We start from the raw sequence: 26,821 nt of genomic DNA on the forward strand, positions 1-26,821 counted from the left end.
TAACACCCTCCTAAATCCATTTTCCTTTATGCGTGTATCGCTTTTCCATCAACTGCTAATGCAGCTTCACCGATTGCCTCTGATAATGATGGATGCGGATGAATTGTATGTGCAACTTCCCACGGTGTTGCATCAAGTACTCTTGCAAGACCTGCTTCTGAAATCATATCCGTTACATGTGGACCAATCATGTGAACGCCTAAAATATCATTTGTTTCTTCGTCCACAACAAGTTTTACAAAGCCGTCAGATTCTCCATATACAAGTGCTTTTCCGATTGCACGGAATGAAAATTTACCAACCTTTAATTTATAACCTTTCTCTTTTGCTTCTTGTTCAGTTAAACCAACAGAAGCAACTTCCGGGTTACTGTATACACATTTTGATACCATTGTGTAATCGATTGGCATCGTTTCTTTTCCAGCAATGTGCTCAACTGCGACAATTCCTTCGTGAGAAGCCACATGTGCAAGTTGCAATCCACCAATTACATCACCGATTGCATAAATGTGTGATTCTTTCGTTTGATAATATTCGTTTGTTTGGATATAACCTTTTTCAACGACAATATCTGTATTTTCTAAGCCGATATTTTGTGTGTTTGCTTGTCTACCAACAGACACTAACATTTTTTCAGCTTTAAATTCTTTATTTTCACCATTTAGTTCTGCTTGAATTGTTACGCCATTGTCTTTCACTAATGTTTCAGGTAATACTTTTGCACCTGTTACAACTTTAATTCCTTTTTTCTTAAGCAGACGTTGCATTTCTTTTGAAACATCTTGATCTTCTAGTGGTAATACATGTTTTGCATACTCAAGTACCGTTACGTCTACACCAAAGTCAGCAAGCATAGATGCCCACTCGATACCAATAACACCGCCACCTACAATAATAATAGACTCCGGAAGCGCTTCCATAGCTAGTGCATGATCTGATGACATGACGTACTCACCGTCTAATTCTAAACCTGGTAAAGAGTTTGGACGAGAACCCGTTGCAACAATTACGTTTTTCGGGATTAACATTTCATTTTCTTCGCCGCTTGTAAGTTCCACTGAAATCGTTCCTGGCATTGGTGAGAAAATAGATGGTCCAAGAATACGACCGATTCCTTCATATACATCAATTTTCCCTTGTTTCATTAAATGCTGTACACCTTTATGAAGCTGCGTTACAATTTTTTCTTTGCGCTCTTGTACTTTTGCAAAGTTTAATTCTACATTGCTTGCAACAACACCAAATTCTTCACCTTTTTTCGCTGTTGCAAATACTTCAGCACTACGAAGTAATGCTTTACTTGGGATACAACCTTTATGAAGACAAGTTCCGCCTAGGTTATCTTTTTCAACAAGTGCTGTTTTCAATCCTAATTGCGAAGCACGAATTGCAGCAACATAACCACCTGTACCGCCGCCAACGATGACTAAATCGTATTCTTTTGCCATATCTCTCAACCCCTAGCTACTGTTTCTTTTTCAAATGCCACATATTCTTTCGGTTCTTCTTCTTCACGTAATACACGAAGTGCACCTTCTGCTAATGCTTGTAATTCATCTTCTCCTGGATGTACGATTACATCTGCAATCCAATGAACACGTTCTTTAATTTCATCAACAAGAATTTTGCTGTATGCAAGTCCACCAGTTAATACAATTGCATCAACTTTCCCGTGAAGCACTGCACTCGCTGCACCAATCTCTTTTGCAACTTGGTATGCCATTGCTGTATATACAAGCGTCGCTTCTGGATCGCCATCTTCTACCATGTTTTCTACTTTAATTGCATCATTTGTCCCAAGTAGACTTACAAGACCACCTTGACCAACAAGTTTTTTCAGCATTTCATCTCGGTAATAGTCACCTGAGAAGCACATTTCAACAAGTTGTCCAACTGGTACTGTCCCTGCACGCTCTGGGCTAAATGGGCCTTCACCATTTAAACCGTTATTTACATCAATAACTTTTCCTTGCTTATGAGCACCAACTGTAATACCACCGCCCATATGTGCAATTAATAGGTTTAACTCTTCATATTTACGATCTAGTTGTTTTGCTACTTTACGAGCAACTGCTTTTTGGTTAAGCGCATGGAAAATACTTTTACGCTCCATACCTTTAATACCGCTAATGCGTGCAATATCTGCCATTTCATCAACAACAACTGGATCAACGATAAATGCTGGAATATTTAATCCCGATGCGATTTCATATGCTAAAATACCGCCTAAATTAGAAGCGTGGTGACCACTGTATCCATTCTTCAAATCCTCTAGCATTGCTTCGTTTACAGTATAAGTGCCACCTTCAATCGGACGAAGTAACCCACCGCGGCCACAAACAGCACTTAGCTTTGAAATGTTGATGCCATGAGAATGAAGAACTTCTAGAATTGTTTCTTTACGAAACTCATATTGATCAATAATACGTTTATATTTTCCAATCTGTTCTTCGTCATGACGAATTGTTTCTTCTAATACTGCTCTTTCATTATCAAAAACACCAATTTTGGTAGATGTACTACCAGGATTTATAACAAGGATTCGATTTCCGGACACTGTTGCTCCCTCCACTTTTGTTAAAAGGTAACGGTCATTTCCACGTTGGAAAGACCGTCCCTTTCTTAGTTTACTGTTACTTATCAATTAACGACGGCTTAAAATGTTGTGGCCATTTCGTAAAAATGTGCTACGCGTATTTTTCAAGCTTGCAATACGCTCTTCTGCTAAACGATCTGCTGCCACATATGTCGGAATACCATCACGTTTTGAAATTTCAATTACTTTTTCAATTGTGTCATAAATTGCTTCTACACGTTTTAACGCACGCTCTCTATTATATCCATATAGTTCATCCGCTACGTTAATTACGCCACCTGCGTTGATAACATAATCTGGTGCATATACAATTCCCATTTCATGAATTACGTCACCGTGACGATCTTCTTTTAATTGGTTATTTGCTGAACCAGCAATAACTTTTGCTTTTAATTGTGGAATTGTTTCGTCATTTACAGTTGCACCTAATGCACATGGTGCATAAATGTCACACTCTACACCGTAAATTTCATTTGGCTCAACAGCTGTTGCACCAAACTCTTCTACTGCACGTTGTACCGCTTCTTTATTAATATCCGTTACGATTAATTTTGCACCTTCTGCATGCAAATGTTTACATAAGTGGTATGCTACGTTACCAACACCTTGAACCGCAATTACTTTTCCTTCTAGGCTATCTGTTCCAAATGCTTCTTTCGCAGCTGCTTTCATACCACGGTATACACCAAATGCTGTTACTGGAGATGGGTTACCAGAAGAACCAAATGAAGGTGAGATACCAGTTACATAATCTGTTTCTTCATGGATGATGTCCATATCATCTACTGTTGTACCAACATCTTCTGCTGTAATGTAACGACCATTTAAGCCTTGAATGTAACGACCTAATGCACGGAACATTGCTTCACTTTTATCTTTACGTGGATCGCCGATAATAACTGTTTTTGCACCGCCTAAGTTTAGGCCAGCTGCTGCGTTTTTATAAGTCATTCCTTTTGCAAGACGAAGTGCATCTTCAATTGCATCTGCTTCAGAATCGTATGTCCACATTCTTGTTCCACCAAGAGCTGGTCCAAGAGTTGTATCATGAATTGCAATAATCGCTTTTAAGCCCGATTCTTTATCTTGGCATAGTACTACTTGCTCATAATCGTAAGTTTCTAAGTATTTAAAAATTTCTAATGTCATTGTTATTTCCCCCTTGTATATGTGTACCCATTCATTTTTATCCCTATAAACTAAATCACTCTTACCTTATTATTTAGAAGCAGTTGCAACTGCTAATGCTAACGAATATACTTTTGTTTCAGCAGAATCTGCACGTGATGTTAATACAATTGGTGCTTTTGCGCCTGCAATAATCGCACCTACATTTGCATTTGCAAAGTAAACAAGCGACTTATATAAGACATTTCCAGCTTCAATTGTTGGGACGAGTAAAATATCTGACTTACCTGCTACATCACTAACGATACCTTTATGTTCCGCTGCAATTTGCGAAACAGCAATATCTAATGCAAGTGGTCCATCGATTACGCAACCTTTAATTTGTCCACGTCGATTCATTTGCGTAAGCATCGCTGCGTCAATCGTTGCTTGCATCGCTGGATTAACAACTTCTACAGCTGCAATCGGTGCAACCTTTGGCAATTCTACCCCAATTGCTTGTGCAACTTCGACTGCGTTTTGTGTAATCGCAACTTTTTGCTGTAAATCAGGAGCGATATTCATCGCTGCGTCTGTTACAACAATAAATCGATCGTAGTTTGGAACTTCAAACACAGCAACGTGTGATAACACACTACCTTTACGAAGACCCCACTCTTTATTTAAAACGGCTTTCAAAATGTTTGCTGTCGGGATATTTCCCTTCATCAATACATCAGCATCGCCATTTCGAACAGCTTTTACAGCAAGTTCTGCTGCCTCATTAGAGGATAAAGTACCAATTACTTCAATCTCTTCTGAAGGCTGCACATCATGCTCTCTTAGCATGTTTGTAATACTTTCTTCATTTCCATATAGACGAAATTGAGCTAACTGTAACTGAGCAGCTTTTACAACAGCTTCAATTACTTCATGATCTTCAGCTACTGCAACAGCAACCGTTTTTTTCGGTGCTTGAGCAACTTGGTCGATTAAGTTCTGTAACTTCATATTTTGTATTCAACCCTTTCTCGTCGTCCCTCACTTATTACATAAAGCAAATAGCGTGCCAACTTTTAAATATCGTTTATTTTTTTATGAAAACGCATTCAAAACGTAGAAAAATCAACCTTTTATCATTAAATAAAAAATTCTGTCTATTATTGTCGTTTTATTTTAACCACGCAATAAATTGCATGGTATGCAATTTATTGCATGCTATTTTTTGCACGATCATATTTTTCGAGCTTATAATATAAATTCCGAACAGAAATACCTAACGCTTTTGCCGTTTTTGTTTTGTTACCATCAAACTTTGATAAATACTCTGCAATCAAATTCCCTTCGAATTCTATAACAAGGTCATCTAATGTTTTTTCTTCCTCTTCATGTACAGCATGCTGATGTTGCACTTTCATTTTTTCTTCCTTATGTAAAGGTGGCAAATGCTGTACATCGATGTACGTTTCGTTATAATTCATAAAAATAATCGCGCGCCCTAAAATATTTTCTAATTCCCGGACATTTCCTGGCCAATCGTATGACTGTAAATACCGAGCAGCTTCATCAGTTAATCCTTCTACATTTCGGCCATAGTCTTGATTAATTTTTTGAATAAGGCGCTCTGCAATCAATGAAATATCTTCTCTTCTCTGACGAAGCGAAGGGATTTGAATCGGAATTTTATTTAATCTGTAGTATAAATCTTCTCGGAATCCCCCATCAATAATTGCCTTTTCTAAGTTCACATGTGTTGCTGCAATAATTCGTACATTAATGGGAATCGGCTTTGTTCCGCCAACTTTTACAATTTCCTTCTCTTGAAGAACCCGAAGTAACTTCGCCTGCGTACTTGCGGATAACTCTCCAATTTCATCTAAAAAAATACTGCCGTTATTCGCTTCTTCAAAAAAACCACGTTTCCCACCTCTTCTTGCACCCGAAAAGGCCCCTTCTTCATATCCGAACAATTCACTTTCTAAAAGTGTTTCAGAAATTGCAGCGCAGTTTACTCGGACAAACTTATTGTACTTTCGATCACTTCCATTATGAATAGCGTGAGCGAACAGCTCTTTCCCGGTACCAGATTCACCACGCAAAAGCACTGTTGCTGGTGTATTTGCCCCTAGTTTCGCTTGCTCAATCGCAGCCATGATTCCTTCTGACGTACCGACAATATCATCAAACTCATATTTTGCCTCTAACGTTCGAATGATTTGCCTCGCCCTATCTAACTCAGTTGTTAACTTTCGAATTTCTGACACGTCACGAATAACCCCAACACTACCCTTTAAAATACCATCAACAATAACAGGGGCCACGTTTACAATCACATCACGCTTTTTCTGACCGATTTTCATATGTATACCACGCACAGCTCTACGTGTTCGAAGCACTTTCATATGCATACTCTCACCTTCGACAATATCAGTTGTTGCCGGTTTTCCGATGATTTCATCTTCTGAAAGCCCTGTTAATTTTGTATAAGCAGGGTTAATTACTAATCCATGCCCTTGTTCATCCACGACCGAAATTGCTTCCTCAGAGGAATGAATAATCGCTTCTAATAGCGTTTGTACTTCCTTTAAGTTTGTCACTTCTTCCGCCAAATCAACAATTTCCGTAATATCTTTAAAAACCGCAAATGCTCCTTGTACATTTCCTTCTTCGTTTAAAATAGGAATACGCGTCGTAATAATTTTCTTTCCATTTTCTAACGTTAATTCTTGGTTCACTTCTATTTGTTCTGTACGAACAACACGAAGTAACTTACTCATCGGAATTACTTCCAAAATGTACTTTCCAATAACTACCTCTTTTTTATACCCGGTCACCCGCTGAGCACTTTTATTAAATAACAGTATTGTTCCTTCTTTATCAATTACAATCATTCCATCATGAGTGGAGTTTAAAATAAGATCCCTTTGTTTCGTTTGTTCTTTTAATTTCTCAATTAATAACTCTTTTTCATGAGACATTTTTGCAACAATATTTGCAATCTCTCCAGGTACAAGAAGCATCGTTTCAAATTTTCTTTTTAATAGATGCTCATACATATGGTAATCTCCGGTCATATCAAAAATAACATCTATATCTTCGGTCAAAAACTTTTCCCAATTCTCTCCTGTTTCAATATGAAGTTTCTTCGCAATCTGCAAGCCAATCGCCTCTTTATCAATATCCACGATTGCCACCACTTCAAATATATTTGATTTTTGCAGAAGTTCTAAAATAGCACTTCCACCTTTACCAGCCCCAATAATAAGAACCTTTTGTTTCACCGAATCTCCCCCCTTTGTAATAACTCTGCAAGTTTTTTCACACTCCTTATCTTACTCGTTCAACGATAACTTGACAAACAACCTGAAATTGTAACATCATTTAATATATACAAAATTATCTGAAAAGAGGTTTCGATATGCAACGTTATGTCGCTCTTTTACTAGCACTCCTTCCCATCACACTAGCTGTTTTTGGCATTAAACTTATGAGAGATACTGTTTTCGGTATTCTTCTCACACCAATTCCAAATCTAACATTACAATTTTTCTTAGGCGCACTCGCTTTCGGAACTGGGTTTTACATATTCGGCGGCTTCGTCTTACACCGTGATCAAAAACGAGATAAAGTACAAAAGCGCTTCAAAAGAGAAAATATCGCAAAAAAATGAGACTTTCTATTTAGAAAGTCTCATTTTTTTGCGACATAACTCTCGCTCTCTCTGGATAATCTGTGACAATTCCTGATACATGCATACAAAAAAGTTTCTTCATCATTTCTTCATCATTTACTGTATATGGTCTAACTGCTATTCCCTCTCTCATCGTTTCTTCTATAATCCCATCTGCTATATAACGATAATTGGGATGGATTGCGGTTGCACCCATTTTTCTTGCATACCCCCACGGACTATGCAAACCTTCTCGGTACAAAATTGCCGTTTCAATATCAGGAGCCATCATATGACATTTCTTCATGCTGTAATGATTAAATGAGGACAAAATGGTCCTATCTTCCATCTCATATTTCCTTACAAGCGTAATCACTTCTTCATCTAATCCTCTATAAGGTACTTTATTATTTTTTAATTCTATATTTAACAGAAGTGTATTGGATTGCAACCATTCTAATACTTCCTCTAACAACGGTATGGAACAAAAACCTACTTTTTCCGAGAACTTATAGCTCGCATCCAACTTTCGTAAATCTTCATATGTATAATTTCGAACAGCACCTTTTCCGTTTGTTGTACGATTCACTGTTTCATCATGAATCACAACAACCTTTCCGTCTTTTGTAAACTGCACATCTAATTCTATTCCATCCGCCTCATATTTCTCAGCCATCTGAAATGAAATCATTGTATTTTCAGGATATGTTCCCGCCGCCCCGCGGTGAGCAAATATAAGTGTCATCTCTTCTTCCCCCATTCTTATGCTATACTATACGAAAAAGGAGGCGCTTCTATGAGACCATTACAAATTTCTCCCGATACTGCAGTGAAATTAGCAAAAGCACTCGGCGTTCCACTAGAACAACTTATGCACATGCCACAGCATATTTTAATTCAAAAACTTGCTCAATTAGAACAAAATAAAGAAGAAAAATAATTGAAAAACAGACCTTTCGCTACATACAAAAGGTCTGTTTTTCTTTCATTATTCACCTAAATCTACGTTGTGATACACTTGTCTTACATCTTCTAAATCTTCTAATGCATCAATTAACTTTTCAAACTGTACTTGCCCATCTTCAGGAAGTGTAACATCACTTTGCGCTAACATTGTTAACTCTGCCACTGTAAACTCTGTTACACCCGCATTTTTAAATGCGTCTTGGACAGCATGAAATTGCCCAGGCTCCGCATATACGATAACTGTTTCATCTTCTTCTAAAATGTCACGCACGTCAACATCAGCTTCCATTAACAGCTCAAGTGTTTCTTCCTCTGTTTTTCCTTCAACACCAATAACAGCAGTTGCATCAAACATGTAAGCTACAGAACCACTTACACCCATGTTTCCACCGTTTTTATTGAATGCAGAACGCACATCAGCAGCTGTACGATTTACATTGTTTGTTAATGTATCTACAATGATCATTGAGCCATTTGGACCAAAGCCTTCGTAGCGAAGTTCATCGTAACTTTCCTCATCGCCACCTTTTGCTTTTTCAATTGCACGATCAATAATATTTTTTGGTACGCTATACGTCTTAGCGCGCTCAAGAACAACTTTTAAAGCTTGGTTTGATTCTGGATTCGGCTCACCTTGCTTTGCTGCCACATAAATTTCACGCCCAAACTTCGCATATACACGACTTGTATTTGCATCCTTTGACGCTTTCTTATCCTTAATATTGTTCCACTTACGACCCATATTCGTTCACTCTCTTTCAAATTAAATCTAAATCAATTATTCATAGGAATAATAACAAATATAAAAGAACAGCTTTATTCTTACCACATCATATTATACATCAATTACATCTATTTTTACGAGTCTCAGCCCTTACTTTTTGATGCGTCATATTGTGCATCGTCTGAATGACTTCATCCTCCGTTGCCCCATGACTAATTGGAAGCATAATCTCTACACCACCAATCTCTGCTGTATCCTCATTTTCAATTGTTTCTGATGATGCAGTTTCTTCTTTCACTACCGCCTTAGAATCACCTTTTGTCCCTAACTGAACTTCTGAGAAATTTAAGATAGCGTATACCACCCCAGCTGTTAATGCCACTACTCCAAGAGTTGCTCCAAACCAATATAATACTTTCACATGCATTTCTCCTATCCCGTTTCTTTTATGCAAATACCAATATACGTTAATGTCCTTTTTTATAATTAAAGGTTTTTTATCGAGAGCTGGTAACGAATCTAGTTATAGATAATTTTTGTAGTCATTTAGCTATTCTTGATAAGGATGGATACTCCTTCTTGATAACTAAATTTACCATTTAAAAATAGTTTTTAACAAAGCTCCTAAAGTTATCTGTAAATATTTGAGAAAGTTATTTACTAAACAACATGAAATGTTTACTTTTTAAATTTTCTGTTATTATTAAATATAAATAAATAAAGAGAAATAAGGAGGGGTTTCGTGTTTACGTCCACTAGAAATGAGAGAATCACGCAACTTTTAAATGAATGGTATATAGAAATACGGTCAAGGCGGTTACAAGAAGCACAATGTTTAAAAGAACAAATTGATATTCAAATTAATAGGTTAAAAGAAGAAGTAGATGAGTCTATGCAAGACCAAAACCTATTACTTTATTACTCACTGTTGGATTTTAGGTTTAATTACTTAGCTGATAATTTAAACGTATCTAAAGATAGTTTTGATAAAATTGAAGCCTTTAATGTACCGATGGATAATTTCCTATCCTATTACTATCATTTCTTTAAAGCGATTCATTGTGACGCAATTGGAAACTACATGTTGGCAAAAGAACATTATTACAAAGCTGAAGAACTACTTAGATACGTACCCGATGAATTAGAAAAGGCTGAATTTTACTATAAAATGGGCTACTCTCATTATGACAATCAGCGAGGGCTACAAGCCATTAAAGAAGTAACTAAAGCTAAAGATATATTTTCTAATAATGCTGGCTATGAAACAAACGTTGCTTTCTGTGATAATATGCTAGGTTTGGCATGTATACACTTAAAAGAATGGGAACTAGCCGAAGAACATCTAACGTCTGCCATGGATAAGTTTCAAAAGATTGGTGAAGAAAACTTTATTTTAATAGTTCGACACAACTTAGGATGGCTATACGCTAATCAAAATCTATCTGAATTAGCAATCCGCTATTTATCAGAGGTTATAGAGAAAACACCGAAACAATTTAGGGCTATATATGTGAAAGCAAAAGAACATTACAAATTAAAAGAACACGAAGCAGCTACCGAACTTATCGAAAAAGGGCTTGCAATTTGTAACGATTTACAAAATGAAGGATACCTACACCATTTTAAAATTTTAAAGGCGTTAAATGAAAATATTCCTGCTGAAGAATTAGAAAAAATCGTTATTAAAGGAATTGCCTACTTCGATAGAGAAGAATTATATGAGTATAAACAAGAATATGAAGAAAAACTTGCGGTTAAATTTTATGAAGAAGATAACCACAAAAAGGCAAGTTCATATTTTTATGGTAGTACACAATCAAAACAAAATTCTTTAAATAAGGGGGCGTTAAGATGAAGAATATAACAATTAAAGTATTAGGGCTTGTTGCAGTTTTTACATTAGCAATTGGCGTATATAGTCCTGTTGAAAAGAGTAATGGCCCAGTTAAAATGTTAGTGGAACATGGAAACGGTGGCGGTTAATTTAATATGGGTAAATAAAAAAGCCATATAGTTTTATATGGCTTTTTCGTATTGTCTTCTATTTTTTATCCCACACCCAACAAGCAGACACCCTCCCACCTCAAAACTTGAATACTAATTTTCAAATGAAGCAAAAAGTTTTCAACATTCATTTGAAAATTGTTCATATAACATAAAAACCTCCTATCTATTGGAATAAAATTTTCAATCCAATAAATAGAAGGTTTTTAAATTAACCGCCAACCTACGTATGCACTTGATTGCCTACATACGTAATTTGTTGGCTATTACATTTTATTATGAAATACGTTTAACACCTCAACACGTCTACTTTCAAGAAGCCTTATGTTCAAGTCTTAGCTTATCCGCAACCATTGCGATGAATTCACTATTTGTTGGCTTCGCTTTTGACATGGAAACAGTATAGCCAAATAAAGATGAAATGGAATCGATGTTTCCACGGCTCCATGCCACTTCAATTGCATGACGAATAGCACGCTCTACGCGACTGGCTGTTGTATTATACTTTTTAGCGATATCTGGATATAAAACTTTCGTAATTGAGCCAAGTAACTCAATATCATTATACACCATCGAAATCGCTTCACGTAAATACATATACCCTTTAATATGAGCAGGTACACCAATTTCATGAATAATACTTGTAATACTCGCATCTAAATTTTTTGGCTTCCCATCAATTGTTGTTGCAGATCGGAAAGATGGTAATGGACGTTTTACCATTGTACTCGTCTTCCCGCTTACCTGACGAATATGGCTTGTTAAGTTCTCCATATCAAAAGGTTTTAAAATAAAATACGATGCCCCAAGGTCAACAGCTTTTTTTGTCACATCTTCTTGACCAAATGCCGTTAGCATAATCACATTTGGCTGCTTTAATCGTTCAATATTGCGCATTTTCTCTAATACCGCTAGTCCATCTAAATGCGGCATAATAATATCTAATACAAGTACATCTGGTTGCTTGTCTCTTAATAAATTTAAACACTCTTGACCGTTATAACCAACCCCAATTACTTCCATATCATCTTGCGCAGAAACAAAACTTTCTAACATGGACACCAATTCTTTATTGTCATCCACAAGACACACCTTAATTTTCTCCACGACTTTTCCTCCCCTACCGAATAAGTTCTCCCGACATGAAGTGTAAGCTTCTAGATTACATGAACTGTTCGACAATTGAATAGAAATTCCCTCTTAAACTTTCTTAAATTCCGAAAAAATCACAAAAAAACGAACTTATCGTTCATTTGTTATCTTTCTTTTACACATTCCATCATATCATTACAGCGAAACATCTGCTCTTTTCTTTTTATTTTACAACAAAAAACAGCTGTTGCCGAATTTTTATTACATTCGAATGAATTTCTCAAAAAATTGATTCCAAAAAGAAAAGCGAGCTAATTTGACTCAGCTCGCCTTTCTTTGTTCCTCATAAATATTAATACCTGCTTCGTGTAACATCCATTCAATATGAACACCATATCCAGATGTTGGATCATTTACAAAGACGTGTGTGACAGCACCTATCACTTTTCCATTTTGAATAATTGGGCTACCACTCATTCCTTGTACAATTCCACCTGTTTTTTCTAATAAACGTTTGTCGGTAATTTTCACAACCATACCTTTTGTAGCTGGAAACTTTTGTGGAACAGCGTTTACAATTTCTACATCAAATGCTTCAACTTTATCTTCTTCAATTACAGTTAAAATTTGAGCCGGTCCCTCTTTCACTTGATGGGACAACGCAATCGGCATCGCTTTATCCATTAAACCATTTTTTACACCAGTATTTAGCTTTCCAAAAATCCCAAATGGGCTATTCGTTGTAATATTTCCAATTACTTCGCGATCCGGTGAAAATCTTGCTAATTTTTCACCTGGGTCTCCATTACTTCCTCTTTCAATTGATGTGACAGTTGAACGTACAATTTGTCCATTTTCCACTTGAATTGGCTTTTTTGTATCGTTATCAGAAATAACATGTCCAAGCGCCCCATATTTCATTGAATCTGGATGGATAAAAGTCATCGTCCCGATCCCTGCCGCTGAATCCCGAATATATAGGCCGATGCGATAAGAAGCTTCTCCATCATCTTTTTGTGGCGTTAATTTTGCATGAATATATTTGTTATCTCGCAATAATACAAGGTTGAGTGGTTTACCTGTTTTTCCACTTTCATGAATAAACGGCGCAACGTCACTCATACGTTCAATTGTTGTCCCATTTATTTCGGTAATCATATCTCCTACTTGTACACCCGCAAGCTCTCCAGGAGATACTTTCCCTTTCTCTGTTTGAATTAAATGATGCCCAACAACAAGAACACCTTTTGTATTTAATTTCACACCAATAGATTGACCGCCTGGAACGACTTTAAAATCTTTTAATACTTTTACATTTACTTTCTTTAACGGAAATCCGGCAAGTTGAAATACAACATCCCCTTCTCCACTCTCATGAGAATCAACAGTAATTGCATGTTTTTCATTTGGATGAGTCCCGATTGTAAAGACACTACGATTCGTTGATTTTGGCTGAAAGACCGCTAAAGAAGACAATTCAGAGTTTTGTCCTTCAAATATAACAAGTTGTTTTGGAAGTGTAATAAATGTACGTATCGGCTTATAGCATCCGATAAAAACAAGGGAAACAAGGAGGCAAATGCCTATTATTTTTCGAAATTGATCTAACTTCAATCCTTTCACTCTCCTCGCTCCTAACCCACACTAAGCCAATTGGCTTCAGTATTTAATTTCTCCTTGCTTCTCTTTGTTTATAACCGGAAGAATTAAGAAATCATCAGTTTCACATGATAACGTTCTCATATTTATTTCATAATAATCAATCTATTTTTCATGAAAGAGTTTTTTTGAAAAGAAGCTACCCAATTATTGGATAGCTTCTGCTGACTGTTTAAAACGATGTGCTTGCGTAATTAATTCGCGTGCATGTTCTGTCGTTAAATCTGTAATTTCAACCCCCGAAATCATACGAGCGATTTCTGTCGTTTTTTCCTCTTCATTTAGAACGGTAACAGATGTAACAGTTCGATCATTCACAATTTGTTTTCGAATAAACAAATGAGAATCTGCCATCGAGGCAACCTGTGGTAAATGAGTAATACATAATACTTGTGAATTAACTGACACACGATAAATCTTTTCCGCAATTGCCTGTGCAACACGACCACTTACTCCTGTATCCACTTCATCAAAAATAACAGAAGCGACACCTTGATGTTTTGAAAAGATACTCTTTAGCGCTAAAATAATACGTGATAATTCCCCACCAGAAGCGACTTTTGATAACGGTTTTAATGGTTCACCTGGGTTTGTAGAAATATAAAATTCAACTATATCGTATCCATCTTGTCCAAGTTTCACAGCATGACCGTCCACAATAGGATCTTCAGCAGTTCCTTCTTTTCTCATCATCATCACTTCAAATTTTGTTTTTTCCATGTACAACTCTTTTAGTTCTTGATGAATTGCGTTCGTTAACCTTTCAGCTAAATCACGTCGCAACCCACTTAACACCGTTGCTTCTTTTACTATAATCTGCTCTAACTCTTTCAATTTTTTCTTTGTTGTTTCCACGTGTACATCTTTATTTTCAATCGTAAATACTTCTTCTTCAATTTTATCTGCATACTCTAAAATTTCTTCTACAGTATTTCCATATTTACGCTTTAACATACGAATTTCATTTAAACGTGTCTCAATTTCATCTAGACGATTTGGATCATACTCCATCATATCCAACTTTTCACGAAGTTGATATGACACTTCCTCTAACAAGTAATAACTATTTGCTATCGTGTCATAGTTCTCTTGATACGACGTATCTAAATCAGAGATACTCTCCATTTGACTCATCGCATTACGAACTTGATCAAGGCCACCTCTATCGTCCCTCAAAGAGCGATACGCGTCGCCTAACGCCTTATAAATCTTCTCAAAGTTTGAGATCTTCAAACGTTCTTCTGTTAATTCTTGTTCTTCATCAATTTTCAAATCCGCTTTACGAATTTCTTCTAACTGAAATTGAATTAAATCTAAACGGTGCGCCATTTGTTGCTCATTTTCCGTTAAAGCGCGCAATTGTTTCTTTAATTGCTCATATTCGCTATATACATGCTGATATACTTCTAACTGCGTCGTAATTCGGTTTCCTTCAAAATGATCTAACATAAACAAATGACGTTCTTCATTCATTAAATCTTGTGTTTCATGTTGACCATGAATATCAACAATCGTTTTTCCGATTTCTTTTAATGTACTTAACGTAACAAGTTTTCCATTAACACGGCATACACTCTTTCCACTTGCTGAAATGTCTCGTTTCAAAATGATCATGCCGTCTTCAATTTCAATATCTAGTTCTTCAGCTTTTGCGATACAAGGATGATGCTCATCTTCTACATAGAACAATCCTTCTATCTCTGCTTTATCTGTTCCATAACGAACAAATTCAGCAGAACCACGGCCACCAACAAGGAGACTAATCGCATCAATAATAATGGATTTACCAGCCCCTGTTTCACCACTTAAAACTGTTAACCCTTTTTGAAAAGTAATATTTAATGATTCAATAATAGCAAAGTTTCTAATCGATAATTCCGATAACAATGCTCCATTCACCTCGTTATCTACTTAGCACTCTTAATATAGAGTTTCAACTGAACACAAATACTGTTCAGTGCTTATTTTATTCATACAAAACAACGTATGTAACCCGCTTCATTGTACCAAACATTCGTTTTTATGGTCAATGTAACAATAGGGTAAATTCACTTAAGAAAAAATAAGAATATATTGTTAACTTTTCCAATTTAAACTTAACAAAAAAATATCTTGTTTACCTCTCGCTTCTTTCAGCGGATTCGTAAACAAGATTATTTTTTACAACATATTTAAAAAGCGATCCGATACAACCGTTGTATCTTCAGGTGTACGACAAATAATGAGACACGTATCATCACCGCAAATCGTTCCAATAATTTGATCCCATTCCAAGTGGTCGATTAATGCTCCAAGTGCATGTGCGTTACCTGGTAATGTCTTTAAAACAAGCATATGACCTGCTGTATCTAACTTTACAAACGAATCAACAAGATTTCGTTTTAATTTTTGAAGCGGATTAAAGCGTTGATCTGCCGGCAGACTATACTTATATCTTCCATCATGTAGTGGTACCTTTACTAAGTGAAGCTCTTTAATGTCTCGGGATACTGTTGCCTGCGTTACATTAAAGCCTTCATTACGCAAAATATCAACTAATTCATCTTGTGTTTCAATTTCTTTACTCGCAATAATTTCTCTAATCTTAATATGGCGCTGCCCCTTATTCACCTATATGCACCTCACACTATCTCTTATCATCATTTTCACGTATCCATTAAAAACTGTCTCTGTAATGTACATCTACAAGTTATTTAATATGTATACTTCACTTATTTATGTTAACGTATAATGCAGTACTTGTACATAATTGTTTTCATAATCATTGCATAATTAAAGAAAAAAAGGAATAACAAATGTCATTCCTCTTTCTTCTTTAATGCCTCATGAGCTTCTGTTACAGCTTGCGCTGCAGAAACAGGCGAATGATTTTCACCTGTTTCACGCTCTCCAAGCCATTTTAAGTGAATTAAAAATTCAATATTTCCATCTCCTCCGGTAATTGGAGAAAACGTAATATTTTGAACGTCATAGCCTTCTGCTAAAGCGAAGTCAGTAATCATCTCCACAACAGCTTCATGCACTTTACGATCACGTACAATCCCTTTCTTCCCAACTTGCTCTCTACCAGCTTCAAATTGTGGTTTAATTAACGCAGCAACATCACCGTTTGGCATAAGCATCGTTTTTAACACAGGAAGAATTAACTTTAATGAAATGAATGAAACATCAATACTCGCAAACTGCGGCAAACCGCGTTCTAAATCAGCAGGTGTTACGTAACGGAAGTTTGTACGCTCCATTACAACAACACGTTCATCTTGACGAAGTTTCCACGCAAGTTGATTGTATCCTACATCTAACGCATACGATAATTTCGCACCATTTTGCAGTGCACAATCTGTAAAGCCACCAGTTGATGAACCAATATCAATCATAATTTTATCTTGTAAGTCAAGATTAAATGTTTGTAACGCTTTTTCTAATTTATATCCTCCACGACTTACATACGGCATCACTTGCCCCTTCACTGTAAGTGCTACATCTTGAGGGATTTTCTCACCCGGTTTATCTAAACGCATCTCATTTGCATATACAAGTCCAGCCATAACAGCACGTTTTGCCTTCTCTCTTGTTTCTACAAGCCCGCGTTCTACTAATAGTACATCTACTCGTTCTTTTTTTACACTCATTTGTTACGCCCTTTTTTGTTTTGATGGAATCATAGTACAAATTCGATCAACAACTGCATCAGTTGTTAAACCAATTTCCTCAAGCAGTTTAGATACACTGCCGTGTTCAATAAAGCGATCTGGTATTCCCATTCTTTCAATTAAAGCGCTATGGTAACCATTTTCACTAGCGAACTCTAATACACCCGTACCAAAACCACCTATTAAACAAGCCTCTTCAATTGTTAAAACCGGGATATTCTTCCCAAGTAAATCATGTAAATACGCTTCATCCATTGGTTTAATAAAGCGAGCGTTAACGACTTTTACAGAAATACCAGCTTGTTCAAGACGTTCCGCTGCTTCCATCGCCATTGGAATTGTTGTACCAAACGTTAAAATTGCTGCCTGTGTGCCTTCTCGAAGTGTCTCCCACGTACCAATTGGGATTTCTTTTAATTCATCATCCATCGGAACACCAAGGCCATTTCCACGCGCATAACGAAGTGCAATTGGCCCTTCTTCATAACGCGTTGCTGTATAAACCATGTGCTGTCCTTCATTTTCATCCTTCGGCATCATCAGAACGATATTTGGTAGGTGACGCAAGAATGCAATATCAAATACACCTTGATGCGTCTCACCATCTGCTCCAACTAGACCGGAACGATCGATTCCAAAGAAGACGTTTAAATTTTGACGACACACGTCATGGACAACCTGATCATATGCTCTTTGTAAGAACGTTGAATAAATCGCTAAAAACGGCTTCATCCCTTGCGTCGCTAACCCTGCAGCCATTGTTGTTGCATGCTGCTCCGCAATCCCTACATCAAACATGCGATTTGGGAATTCTTCACGAAACTTCTCCAGCTTAGATCCAACTGGCATCGCCGGTGTAACTGCTACAATGCGAGAATCCTCTCTTGCTAATTTACGAACCGTTTCACTAACAACCGCACTCCAAGCTGGTGCCACTTCTTTCGGTTTAACGAAATCACCGGATTCAATTTTATAAGGGCCTGTTCCATGCCAGGTTCCCACTACATCACTTTCAGCTGGCTTATAGCCCTTACCTTTTTTCGTGATGACATGGACAATAACCGGGCCTTTTGTTTTCTTTGCATATTGAAGCGTTTCAAATAAACTTTCATAATCATGCCCATCGACTGGGCCTAAATATGTAAAGCCTAATTCTTCAAAGAAAACACCTGAAACAAGTAAATATTTTAAGCTATCTTTTACTTTCTCCGCAGTCGCTGCCACTTTCCCACCAACTGCTGGAATTTTTTTCAGTAAATATTCTAATTCGTCTTTTACCCATTGATATTTCCCTGCTGTTCGTAAACGACCAAGGACATTATGCAACGCACCAACATTTGGAGCAATTGACATTTCATTATCATTTAAAATGACTGTCATATCTGTCTTTTCATGGCCAATATGATTCAATGCCTCTAAAGCCATTCCACCTGTTAATGCACCATCACCAATAATCGGAACAATATAATCTTTCGTCCCTTTCAAATCACGCGCAAGCGCCATCCCCATAGCTGCAGATAATGATGTAGAACTATGTCCTGTCTCCCATACATCGTGCTCACTTTCACAGCATTTTGGAAAACCACATAATCCTTTATACTGCCTTAGTGTACCGAACTCTTTTGCACGCCCCGTTAAAATCTTATGTACATAAGATTGATGTCCTACATCCCATAGAAATTTATCCTTTGGACTATCAAAAACTTTATGCAAGGCAATTGTGAGTTCTACTACACCTAAGTTTGGAGCAATATGCCCTCCGGTTTGAGACAACTCTTCAATTAAAAATTTCCGAATATCTTGACTCAATGATTCTAACTCAGGAATGGACATATCTTTCAAAAAACTAGGGTCTTGAATTTGCGTTAGATCCACATGGATCACTCACTTTCGTTTCATAATCTTTTACTTTTATTCTTATCCAACACAATCGTACTTTTTATTTTTGTATCTACTATTTTATCCTATTCTAAAAATCTGTAACAGCTTTACTTGAAATATGATGAAAAAAGAGCCGCTAACACAAAGTGATAACGGCAACGTAATTTACCATATATTCTTGCCCATAGAACAGAAAAAACCTTTGTCTACATTTATATCATAAAACACAAAATGACTCAACAAATGAAAACGCTCTTACATTAATGGTTACGCTTTGCAATTAAGTCACAAACGGCTAGTAAATACTCATCTTGTAACTTTAAAGAGCGCACTGCTTCTTTCGCGCTCGTAATCGTTTCATCTAACACACGCTTTGCTTCGTCTATTGTAAACAATGTTGTATATGTACTTTTTTCATTACTTGCATCACTTCCAATTGGCTTTCCAATCTCTTCTTCCGTTCCTTCTACATCTAAAATATCATCACGGATTTGAAAAGCAAGGCCAACTTGTTTTGCAAATACAAGTAACTTTTCTTGTTGTACTACTGTCGCTCCAGAAAGCAACGCCCCTGCTAATACTGCATATTCTAACAAGCGTCCTGTTTTATGCTTATGAATATATTCAAGTTCTTCTAGTTTAAGCTGCTTTCCTTCTGCTTCCATGTCTGCAACTTGACCTCCAACCATTCCTTCAGGTCCAGCTGCTTTTGCAAGCTCTAACACGAGGCGAAGCTTTGTCTCAGCAGAAACATTTTCAGGGCCTTTGGCAATCAATTCAAACGCATATGTTAATAATCCATCACCAGCTAATACAGCCATCGCCTCACCAAATACTTTATGATTCGTTGGTTTACCACGTCTTAAATTATCATCGTCCATGCAAGGCAAATCATCATGAATTAAAGAATACGTATGAATCATTTCAAGTGCACAAGCTGCTTCTAAACCTAATTCTTTTTGTTTTCCAAATGCATGTAACGTGGCAAATAAAAGTAACGGGCGGAGACGCTTTCCACCCGCTTCTAATGAGTATGCCATCGCTTCGCGCAGCACCGCTGGGCATTGCAAGTCATTTGCATAACGAACAAGCTCTTTTTCTATTAACACTTTACTTTCATCGATAAAAGTGTGAAACGCTTCGCGCTGCATCATGCGTCCTCTCCTAAAGCAGTAAATGGACGGAGCTCTCCATCTTCCCCAAGAATAACTGCCATTTGTTCTTGTACATTTTTTAATTTTTCATCACAAAGCTTCGATAATTCCATACCTTCTTTAAAATATGAAATCGCTTCTTCTAACGGAACATCACCTTGCTCAAGCTTTGATACGAGTTGCTCAAGCTTTGTAATCGCCTCTTCAAAACTCAAATTATTTGTCATGATTCAGTTCACGCTCCTCTACGCCCCATACGTTACAATCTAGTACACCATCTTGTAATCTGATTTGTACAGCATCACCAAGCCCAACTTCTTTTACGCTCTTTAAAACTTTCTTGTCTTCATTGTAAACGAGACCATATCCACGCATCATCACTTTTAACGGACTTAACGTTTCTAATTTTTGAGCTGCTGTAACAAACGCAAACTCCTTTTCCTTCAATAAAGATCCCATTTCACGCTGCAATTGTTTTTGCAGCCTTTCAACTGTCATTTTTGTTTGCATAATCTTCTCTGAAGGATGATGCTTTTCTAAATAAAAAGAAAGCTGCTGAAGCTTATTCATTTTCTTTTCTATATAACGTTCTTTTGCTTGCACTAACCCATCAAGTGCTCGGTCTAACTGTTCTTCTTTTTGCTCATACAGCTGCTTTGGATAGCGAAACGCATACGATGTTTGTAATGCTTGTAAACGATCTTGTTTTCCTTTTACAAGCGCCATCATCGCTCTTTGTAACCTTAGCGTCCGCTGCGTCAGCTTTTCTTGTAGTTCAAGTATATTTGGTGCCGCAAGTTCTGCTGCCGCTGTAGGTGTTGGAGCACGTAAGTCTGCAACAAAATCTGCAATTGTGAAATCTGTTTCATGTCCAACCGCTGAAATAATTGGAATTGCACTTTCCGAAATTGCCCGTGCTACTACTTCCTCATTAAACGCCCACAACTCCTCAATAGAACCACCACCACGGCCAACAATTAAAACATCTATGTCGTTCATTTCATTTGCCTTTTGAATTGCTTGCACAATAGAGGGAGCTGCTGACTCCCCCTGTACAAGCACCGGAAACACAATGACCTTTCCGATTGGGTAACGGCGTGTAATCGTTGTAATAATATCACGAATGGCCGCTCCTGTCGGCGAGGTAATTACTCCAATTTTCGTTGGATAAGCAGGAATAGGCTGTTTATATAACTGGGAAAATAACCCCTCTTCTTCTAAACGAACCTTTAACTGCTCATATGCTAAATGTAAGTTTCCTACTCCATCAGGCTGCATATCATGAATATAAATTTGGTATGACCCACTTGCTTCATAAACGGAGATCTTTCCTTTCACAAGCACTTTCATACCGTCTTCTGGTCTAAACTTTACACCTCGGTTATGACTTGCAAACATAACCGAAGCAATCCTTGCATTTTCATCTTTTAATGTAAAATACATATGACCACGGCTATGACACTTAAAATTGGAAATCTCACCTTTTAGCCAAACAGACTGCAAATGCGGATCATATTCTATCTTTGTTTTTATATACTTCGTTAAAGCTGTTACGGTTAAATACTGTTTTTCCATCTTTCTCTCCTCATAACCACTTGTTATGATTTACAAACAACACCCGCACGCTGAGCAGATACAACTGTATTGTGAAGTAACATTGTAATGGTCATTGGACCAACACCTTTCGGAACAGGTGTAATGTATCCCGCTACATCTAGTACATCATCAAAGTCAACATCTCCGCATAATTTCCCTGTATCCATACGGTTTACCCCTACATCAATGACAACTGCTCCTTCTTTTACATAATCCGCTGTTACCATTTTTGCTCTTCCAACCGCTACAATTAAAATATCTGCTAACTTTGTAATTTCTTTAATATTTTCTGTTCTAGAATGACAGTATGTAACCGTTGCATTCTCGTTTAAAAACAGCTGTCCAACCGGCTTTCCAACAATATTGCTTCTTCCAATGACAACAACATGTTTCCCAGAAATATTAAGGTTTGTTTCTTTCACTAATTCTAAAATACCATGTGGTGTACATGGTAGGAACGTATCTTGTCCTGTCATCATGCGTCCAATACTAATTGGGTGGAATCCATCCACATCTTTCTCAGGAGAAATTCTTTCAATGATAGCCTTTTCTTCGATATGTTTTGGTAAAGGTAACTGTACTAATATGCCGTTAATGCGGTCATCTTGATTTAAGCGATCAATCTCTTCTAACAAACGCTCCTCTGTAATTGTATCAGGAAGCTCAATTAACTCAGAGTAAATACCAACTTCCATGCAGCCTTTCTCTTTCCCTTTTACATATGAACGAGAAGCTGGGTCATCCCCAACTAAAATTACTGCTAAACCCGGTATAATACCTTGCTCTTTTAATTGCATCACTTGTTCTTTTAATTGCGCTCTCTTCTTTTCAGCCACTTCATTCCCTTTAATAACTACTGCTACCATTTCAGATTCCCCCTTAGCAAATTACAAAGATTCTTTTATATTAGATAAAACGCCGTTAATAAAACGACGAGATTCCTCATCCCCAAATGTTTTTGCTACTTCAATTGCTTCATTAATTGTTACGTTGTGTGGAATATCTTCCATAAGCAACAACTCATATACAGCAAGACGTAAAATACTGCGGTCAACAATACTAATACGCTCTAACTTCCACTTCTTTAAGTTTTGACGAATTAATTCATCAATTTTCTCTTTATGTTCTACATAACCAAAGACAAGCTCTTCTAAAAAATCACTTGTTTCTTCGCCTTCTTCTAATGTGTTTTCTACAGCAACTTTCGGCTCTAATTCACCTGTAATATCCATTTGATAAAGCGCCTGCATTGCTCGTTCTCTTGCCGTCCTACGTTTCATTGTAACTCTCCTTTATACTTTCAAGTCTTCTTTATGTTTTGTTATATTGTTATAATTTATAAGCCGTGAAATCACTTGCTTTTTTCTGTAACGATTGATTTTTCAACGTTATAATACAATGATAATACCACAATTTATCGTTTCATACACGAGTTCTCGCACGGAAAATAAGAAAAAGGTTAACTTCTCATTCCATTTCATACCACAATGTACGTTTTTTTGAAAAAAGCATACTTTTCATATCTTTCCCTATTTTTCAGAATAGTATAACTTTTATAACTTATAGCGTGGTATCCTTCCCATTAGAAGCAGCTCTTTTCAAGTCAAAGATAAAAAGGCACCTATATATACAGGCACCTTTCTCTCTTGTTTCAAGCCATCTATCTACGCTTATACTGGCTCAATTTCTGTTTTTTGCGTTTCAAATGTTACACCAACGATGTGTACATTTACTTCTTTTGGTTCAAGACCTGTCATTGTAAGAAGAGCTTGACGAATGTTGTCTTGGATTTTTTGTGCTACAACTGGAATTGCTACGCCAAAGTACATCAGTACATATACATCAACGATAATATCATCACTTGCTAATTCCACTCGTACACCTTTCCCATGATTTTTCTTTCCTAGTCGTTCTACAACATCTGTCGCAAAGTTACCACGCATCGCTGCTACACCTTCTACTTCAGAAGCTGCGATACCTGCAATTACTTCAATTACTTCTGGTGCAATCTCAACTTTACCTAATGCTGTATCTTGCCCCATATCTAACATATGTTCAGCCATGAAAAAAACCTCCTTTAGAATCTATCATTGCGTCACAAGTTCATGCTCTTCCAAAAATTTTGTATTAAACTCCCCTTTTATAAAATCTGGGTGCTCTAAAAGCTGCAAGTGAAACGGAATCGTCGTATGTACACCATCGATAACGAATTCACTTAGTGCTCGCTTCATTTTCGCAAGCGCTTCTTCACGTGTTTTTCCGTGAACGATTAACTTAGCAACCATAGAATCATAATAAGGTGGAATTGTATAACCAGGATAAACAGCTGAATCGACGCGAACGCCATATCCTCCCGGTGGTAAGTACATCTCTACTTTACCTGGAGACGGCATAAAGTTTTTGGCAGGGTTTTCCGCATTTATTCGGCACTCGATTGCCCAGCCATTAAATTGTACTTCGTCTTGCTGTAAGGATAATTTTTCACCGGATGCAACGCGAATTTGCTCTTTAATAAGATCCACACCTGTTACCATCTCTGTAACAGGATGCTCCACTTGAATACGCGTGTTCATTTCCATGAAATAGAAACTTTTTGTTCTATACTCATAAATAAATTCAACAGTACCAGCGCCTGTATAATTAACCGCCGCCGCAGCTTTTACCGCAGCTTCTCCCATCTGCTCTCGAACTTTCTCGTCAAGTGCTGGAGATGGCGTCTCTTCGATTAACTTTTGTAGACGACGCTGAATTGTACAATCACGTTCTCCTAAATGAATAACATTTCCATGTGTATCTGCCATCACTTGGATTTCAACATGACGGAAATCTTCAATGTACTTTTCTAAATATACACCTGGGTTTCCAAAAGCAGTGCTTGCTTCTTGCTGCGTAATTTGAATTCCTTTTATAAGCTCCTCCTCAGTGCGGGCAACACGAATTCCTTTACCACCGCCACCAGCAGTCGCTTTAATAATAACAGGATATCCCATATCTTTTGCAAGCGCTACAGCCTCTTCAGTATTTTTAATAATTCCTTGTGAACCTGGTACAATCGGAACCCCTGCTTCTTTCATTGTATCACGAGCAACGTCTTTTGTGCCCATTTTTGAAATAGCTTCTGGACTTGGACCGATAAAAATTAAATTACATTCCCTGCAAAGCTCTGCAAAGTCTGCATTTTCTGCTAAAAACCCGTAACCAGGATGGATTGCATCACAACCTGTTAATTTTGCTACACTTATAATGTTCGTGAAGTTTAAATAACTTTCTTTTGACAGTGTTGGACCTACACAATACGCTTCATCTGCTATTTGCACATGAAGTGCCTCTTTATCTCCCTCTGAATAAATCGCAACTGTTTCAATATCCATTTCTTTGCAAGCACGAATGATTCGCACTGCAATTTCTCCGCGGTTTGCAATCAATACTTTTTTTATCATCATATAAGACTCCCTTATTACGCTTTCACAAGAAATAGCGGTTGTCCATATTCAACAAGTTGACCGTTGTTGACAAGTATCTCAACGATTTCTCCGTTCACTTCTGCCTCAATTTCATTGAAAAGTTTCATTGCTTCTACGATACACACAACGGACCCTTCGGTAACACGATCTCCAACTTTTACGTACGGAGGTGTATCTGGTGAAGATGACGCATAAAATGTTCCCACCATTGGAGAAGTAATTTTGTGTAAGTTTTCATTTTGTACAACTGGCTTTTCTTCCGTTACAGGAGCTTCCGTTTGAGCTGGCGTTGCTGCTACTTCCATCTCCGCTACTTGCATCGGCTTTTGTACAACAGAAGAAGGTTGCACTGCCACAACTTCATTTCCACGCTTCTTCATCTTAATCGTTGTACCATCTTTTTTGTATTCAAATTCATCAATATTAGAACTATCAATTAACTTAATTAATTCGCGAACTTCTTGAAGTTTAAACATGTAAAATCCACTCCCATACTCTTGTTTGTCCCGCTCCTACAGACAGTGCACACTATCTGATAAAAGACCGATTCATTCTCCTCACTATCAATGACGAACATCGTTGATAGAAGTTTCACCTTATACTTTCATCTTACGATAAATATTTTTAACATTCCAATTTATTTTCTTTTTTAACGAGGACAACTTTGTATTTATTACCTAGTAATAATACCAAGTTTCATGTAAAATTGGCAAGACCACTTTTGAAATTTTAATATTATCCAAACTTTTACATCCTCTTCATATTCCCTTCATATAGACGTAGTATTCTCAAAGTAAATATGAAATATAGCGAGGTGTGAAAATATGAATATTTGGCTAATCATTTTCTTGCCGGTTATCATTGTTTGGGGAATCGCATTCATCATTCAAACAAAATGTGGACAAAGCAACCGAAATATACAAGAGCCGCTTATTTTTCACTCACAACATATTTCCCCCTTTTCCTTCAGACAACACTCTTAAAATAGACGTACAAATTGATAGACTCGTGTCTCTCTAATCTGCACATTTTTTTATAAAACCAAACTTACATTCCACTATTTTTCCATACGCAAGGCTCTAACTTCAAAACTTGGCAGAAACAAAGAATTTCAGATGGGAAATCAGCAGCCCATAAAAGCCCCATTGGTTAAGCTGACAACCAATGAGGAATGGATTCCTCTACCGATTTAAATTTCACTTCATCCAAAATTCACACCCAAAAGAGAAGAAGCTACCAAGCAAGGTAGCTTCTT

The 26,821-nt window shown here is 37.1% G+C and carries 26 protein-coding genes; 4 read left to right on the forward strand and 22 right to left on the reverse strand.

Annotated elements, in window-relative coordinates; translation table 11 throughout:
- Positions 1 to 26: 26 nt before the first annotated feature.
- The 5 genes from lpdA to BAMA_RS03885 all read right to left on the reverse strand — a co-directional run bounded on the left by lpdA (position 27) and on the right by BAMA_RS03885 (position 6,984).
- Entirely contained in the window at positions 27 to 1,448 is a 1,422-nt protein-coding gene (lpdA, locus tag BAMA_RS03865; RefSeq protein ID WP_034636150.1) for a dihydrolipoyl dehydrogenase, read from the reverse strand.
- A gap of 5 nt (positions 1,449 to 1,453) precedes the next feature.
- Positions 1,454 to 2,557: a butyrate kinase gene (gene buk / locus BAMA_RS03870; RefSeq protein WP_034636151.1), complete on the reverse strand. Its 1,104-nt coding sequence runs from the start codon at positions 2,555 to 2,557 to the stop codon at positions 1,454 to 1,456.
- 87 nt (positions 2,558 to 2,644) lie between these two features.
- Positions 2,645 to 3,745, reverse strand: a complete 1,101-nt coding sequence (locus BAMA_RS03875) for a leucine dehydrogenase (RefSeq protein WP_034636152.1) — start codon at positions 3,743 to 3,745, stop codon at positions 2,645 to 2,647.
- A gap of 69 nt (positions 3,746 to 3,814) precedes the next feature.
- A complete protein-coding gene (gene yqiS / locus BAMA_RS03880) occupies positions 3,815 to 4,714 on the reverse strand; it encodes a phosphate butyryltransferase (protein ID WP_034636157.1) in 900 nt (299 codons plus the stop codon).
- A gap of 197 nt (positions 4,715 to 4,911) precedes the next feature.
- Positions 4,912 to 6,984 (reverse strand): sigma-54 interaction domain-containing protein, encoded by a 2,073-nt coding sequence (locus BAMA_RS03885; protein ID WP_034636166.1) that lies wholly within the window; start codon positions 6,982 to 6,984, stop codon positions 4,912 to 4,914.
- Between the two features lie 137 nt (positions 6,985 to 7,121).
- Here BAMA_RS03885 and BAMA_RS03890 point away from each other — a divergent pair, with 137 nt between their 5' ends.
- Entirely contained in the window at positions 7,122 to 7,373 is a 252-nt protein-coding gene (locus tag BAMA_RS03890; protein WP_034636168.1) for a DUF2627 domain-containing protein, read from the forward strand.
- 10 nt (positions 7,374 to 7,383) lie between these two features.
- On the opposite strand, the gene BAMA_RS03895 is transcribed toward BAMA_RS03890, so the two are convergent.
- Complete coding sequence (locus tag BAMA_RS03895) at positions 7,384 to 8,118, reverse strand: glycerophosphodiester phosphodiesterase (protein ID WP_034636170.1); 735 nt, start codon at positions 8,116 to 8,118, stop codon at positions 7,384 to 7,386.
- 51 nt (positions 8,119 to 8,169) lie between these two features.
- Here BAMA_RS03895 and BAMA_RS23745 point away from each other — a divergent pair, with 51 nt between their 5' ends.
- Complete coding sequence (locus tag BAMA_RS23745; protein ID WP_084157868.1) at positions 8,170 to 8,313, forward strand: YycC family protein; 144 nt, start codon at positions 8,170 to 8,172, stop codon at positions 8,311 to 8,313.
- A 48-nt stretch (positions 8,314 to 8,361) separates the two neighbouring features.
- On the opposite strand, the gene BAMA_RS03900 is transcribed toward BAMA_RS23745, so the two are convergent.
- Entirely contained in the window at positions 8,362 to 9,081 is a 720-nt protein-coding gene (locus BAMA_RS03900; protein WP_034636172.1) for a YebC/PmpR family DNA-binding transcriptional regulator, read from the reverse strand.
- A 100-nt stretch (positions 9,082 to 9,181) separates the two neighbouring features.
- A complete protein-coding gene (locus tag BAMA_RS03905) occupies positions 9,182 to 9,484 on the reverse strand; it encodes a hypothetical protein (protein WP_051758861.1) in 303 nt (100 codons plus the stop codon).
- A gap of 321 nt (positions 9,485 to 9,805) precedes the next feature.
- Here BAMA_RS03905 and BAMA_RS03910 point away from each other — a divergent pair, with 321 nt between their 5' ends.
- Positions 9,806 to 10,918: a response regulator aspartate phosphatase gene (locus BAMA_RS03910; protein WP_034636174.1), complete on the forward strand. Its 1,113-nt coding sequence runs from the start codon at positions 9,806 to 9,808 to the stop codon at positions 10,916 to 10,918.
- Positions 10,915 to 11,046 carry a hypothetical protein gene (locus BAMA_RS25350; protein WP_265182701.1) on the forward strand — a complete coding sequence of 44 codons (132 nt, stop codon included), beginning with the start codon at positions 10,915 to 10,917 and terminating at the stop codon, positions 11,044 to 11,046. Before BAMA_RS03910 ends, BAMA_RS25350 begins: the two co-directional genes overlap by 4 nt.
- Before the next feature lie 333 nt (positions 11,047 to 11,379).
- On the opposite strand, the gene spo0A is transcribed toward BAMA_RS25350, so the two are convergent.
- From spo0A to accB, 14 genes are all read right to left on the reverse strand, one after another.
- Positions 11,380 to 12,174, reverse strand: coding sequence for a sporulation transcription factor Spo0A (gene spo0A / locus BAMA_RS03915; RefSeq protein WP_034636175.1), 795 nt, complete (start codon positions 12,172 to 12,174; stop codon positions 11,380 to 11,382).
- Between the two features lie 306 nt (positions 12,175 to 12,480).
- A complete protein-coding gene (spoIVB, locus tag BAMA_RS03920; RefSeq protein WP_157405948.1) occupies positions 12,481 to 13,782 on the reverse strand; it encodes a SpoIVB peptidase in 1,302 nt (433 codons plus the stop codon).
- A 183-nt stretch (positions 13,783 to 13,965) separates the two neighbouring features.
- Positions 13,966 to 15,705 carry a DNA repair protein RecN gene (recN, locus tag BAMA_RS03925; RefSeq protein ID WP_034636178.1) on the reverse strand — a complete coding sequence of 580 codons (1,740 nt, stop codon included), beginning with the start codon at positions 15,703 to 15,705 and terminating at the stop codon, positions 13,966 to 13,968.
- A gap of 273 nt (positions 15,706 to 15,978) precedes the next feature.
- A complete protein-coding gene (gene argR, locus BAMA_RS03930; RefSeq protein ID WP_034636182.1) occupies positions 15,979 to 16,428 on the reverse strand; it encodes an arginine repressor ArgR in 450 nt (149 codons plus the stop codon).
- 188 nt (positions 16,429 to 16,616) lie between these two features.
- Positions 16,617 to 17,450 (reverse strand): TlyA family RNA methyltransferase, encoded by an 834-nt coding sequence (locus BAMA_RS03935; protein ID WP_034636184.1) that lies wholly within the window; start codon positions 17,448 to 17,450, stop codon positions 16,617 to 16,619.
- A 3-nt stretch (positions 17,451 to 17,453) separates the two neighbouring features.
- Positions 17,454 to 19,346 carry a 1-deoxy-D-xylulose-5-phosphate synthase gene (dxs, locus tag BAMA_RS03940; protein ID WP_034636187.1) on the reverse strand — a complete coding sequence of 631 codons (1,893 nt, stop codon included), beginning with the start codon at positions 19,344 to 19,346 and terminating at the stop codon, positions 17,454 to 17,456.
- A gap of 266 nt (positions 19,347 to 19,612) precedes the next feature.
- Positions 19,613 to 20,503 carry a polyprenyl synthetase family protein gene (locus BAMA_RS03945; protein WP_034636258.1) on the reverse strand — a complete coding sequence of 297 codons (891 nt, stop codon included), beginning with the start codon at positions 20,501 to 20,503 and terminating at the stop codon, positions 19,613 to 19,615.
- On the reverse strand, positions 20,503 to 20,733 hold the full coding sequence (locus BAMA_RS03950; RefSeq protein ID WP_034636189.1) for an exodeoxyribonuclease VII small subunit: 231 nt from the start codon (positions 20,731 to 20,733) through the stop codon (positions 20,503 to 20,505). The genes BAMA_RS03945 and BAMA_RS03950 overlap by 1 nt, the downstream gene beginning before the upstream one ends.
- The gene (xseA, locus tag BAMA_RS03955) at positions 20,723 to 22,081 is read right to left on the reverse strand and encodes an exodeoxyribonuclease VII large subunit (protein ID WP_034636192.1); all 1,359 of its coding nucleotides are present in this window, start codon (positions 22,079 to 22,081) and stop codon (positions 20,723 to 20,725) included. Before xseA ends, BAMA_RS03950 begins: the two co-directional genes overlap by 11 nt.
- Positions 22,082 to 22,104: 23 nt before the next feature.
- Positions 22,105 to 22,968 carry a bifunctional methylenetetrahydrofolate dehydrogenase/methenyltetrahydrofolate cyclohydrolase FolD gene (folD, locus tag BAMA_RS03960; protein ID WP_034636194.1) on the reverse strand — a complete coding sequence of 288 codons (864 nt, stop codon included), beginning with the start codon at positions 22,966 to 22,968 and terminating at the stop codon, positions 22,105 to 22,107.
- Positions 22,969 to 22,989: 21 nt separating this feature from the next.
- Positions 22,990 to 23,382 (reverse strand): transcription antitermination factor NusB, encoded by a 393-nt coding sequence (gene nusB / locus BAMA_RS03965; protein ID WP_034636195.1) that lies wholly within the window; start codon positions 23,380 to 23,382, stop codon positions 22,990 to 22,992.
- 390 nt (positions 23,383 to 23,772) lie between these two features.
- Positions 23,773 to 24,165, reverse strand: coding sequence for an Asp23/Gls24 family envelope stress response protein (locus BAMA_RS03970; RefSeq protein WP_034636198.1), 393 nt, complete (start codon positions 24,163 to 24,165; stop codon positions 23,773 to 23,775).
- Positions 24,166 to 24,189: 24 nt separating this feature from the next.
- Positions 24,190 to 25,542 (reverse strand): acetyl-CoA carboxylase biotin carboxylase subunit, encoded by a 1,353-nt coding sequence (gene accC / locus BAMA_RS03975; RefSeq protein ID WP_034636260.1) that lies wholly within the window; start codon positions 25,540 to 25,542, stop codon positions 24,190 to 24,192.
- Between the two features lie 17 nt (positions 25,543 to 25,559).
- On the reverse strand, positions 25,560 to 26,042 hold the full coding sequence (gene accB, locus BAMA_RS03980; protein WP_034636200.1) for an acetyl-CoA carboxylase biotin carboxyl carrier protein: 483 nt from the start codon (positions 26,040 to 26,042) through the stop codon (positions 25,560 to 25,562).
- Between the last annotated feature and the right edge of the window lie 779 nt (positions 26,043 to 26,821).

It is taken from the genome of Bacillus manliponensis (genome assembly GCF_000712595.1).
Classification (GTDB): Bacteria; Bacillota; Bacilli; order Bacillales; family Bacillaceae_G; genus Bacillus_A; species Bacillus_A manliponensis.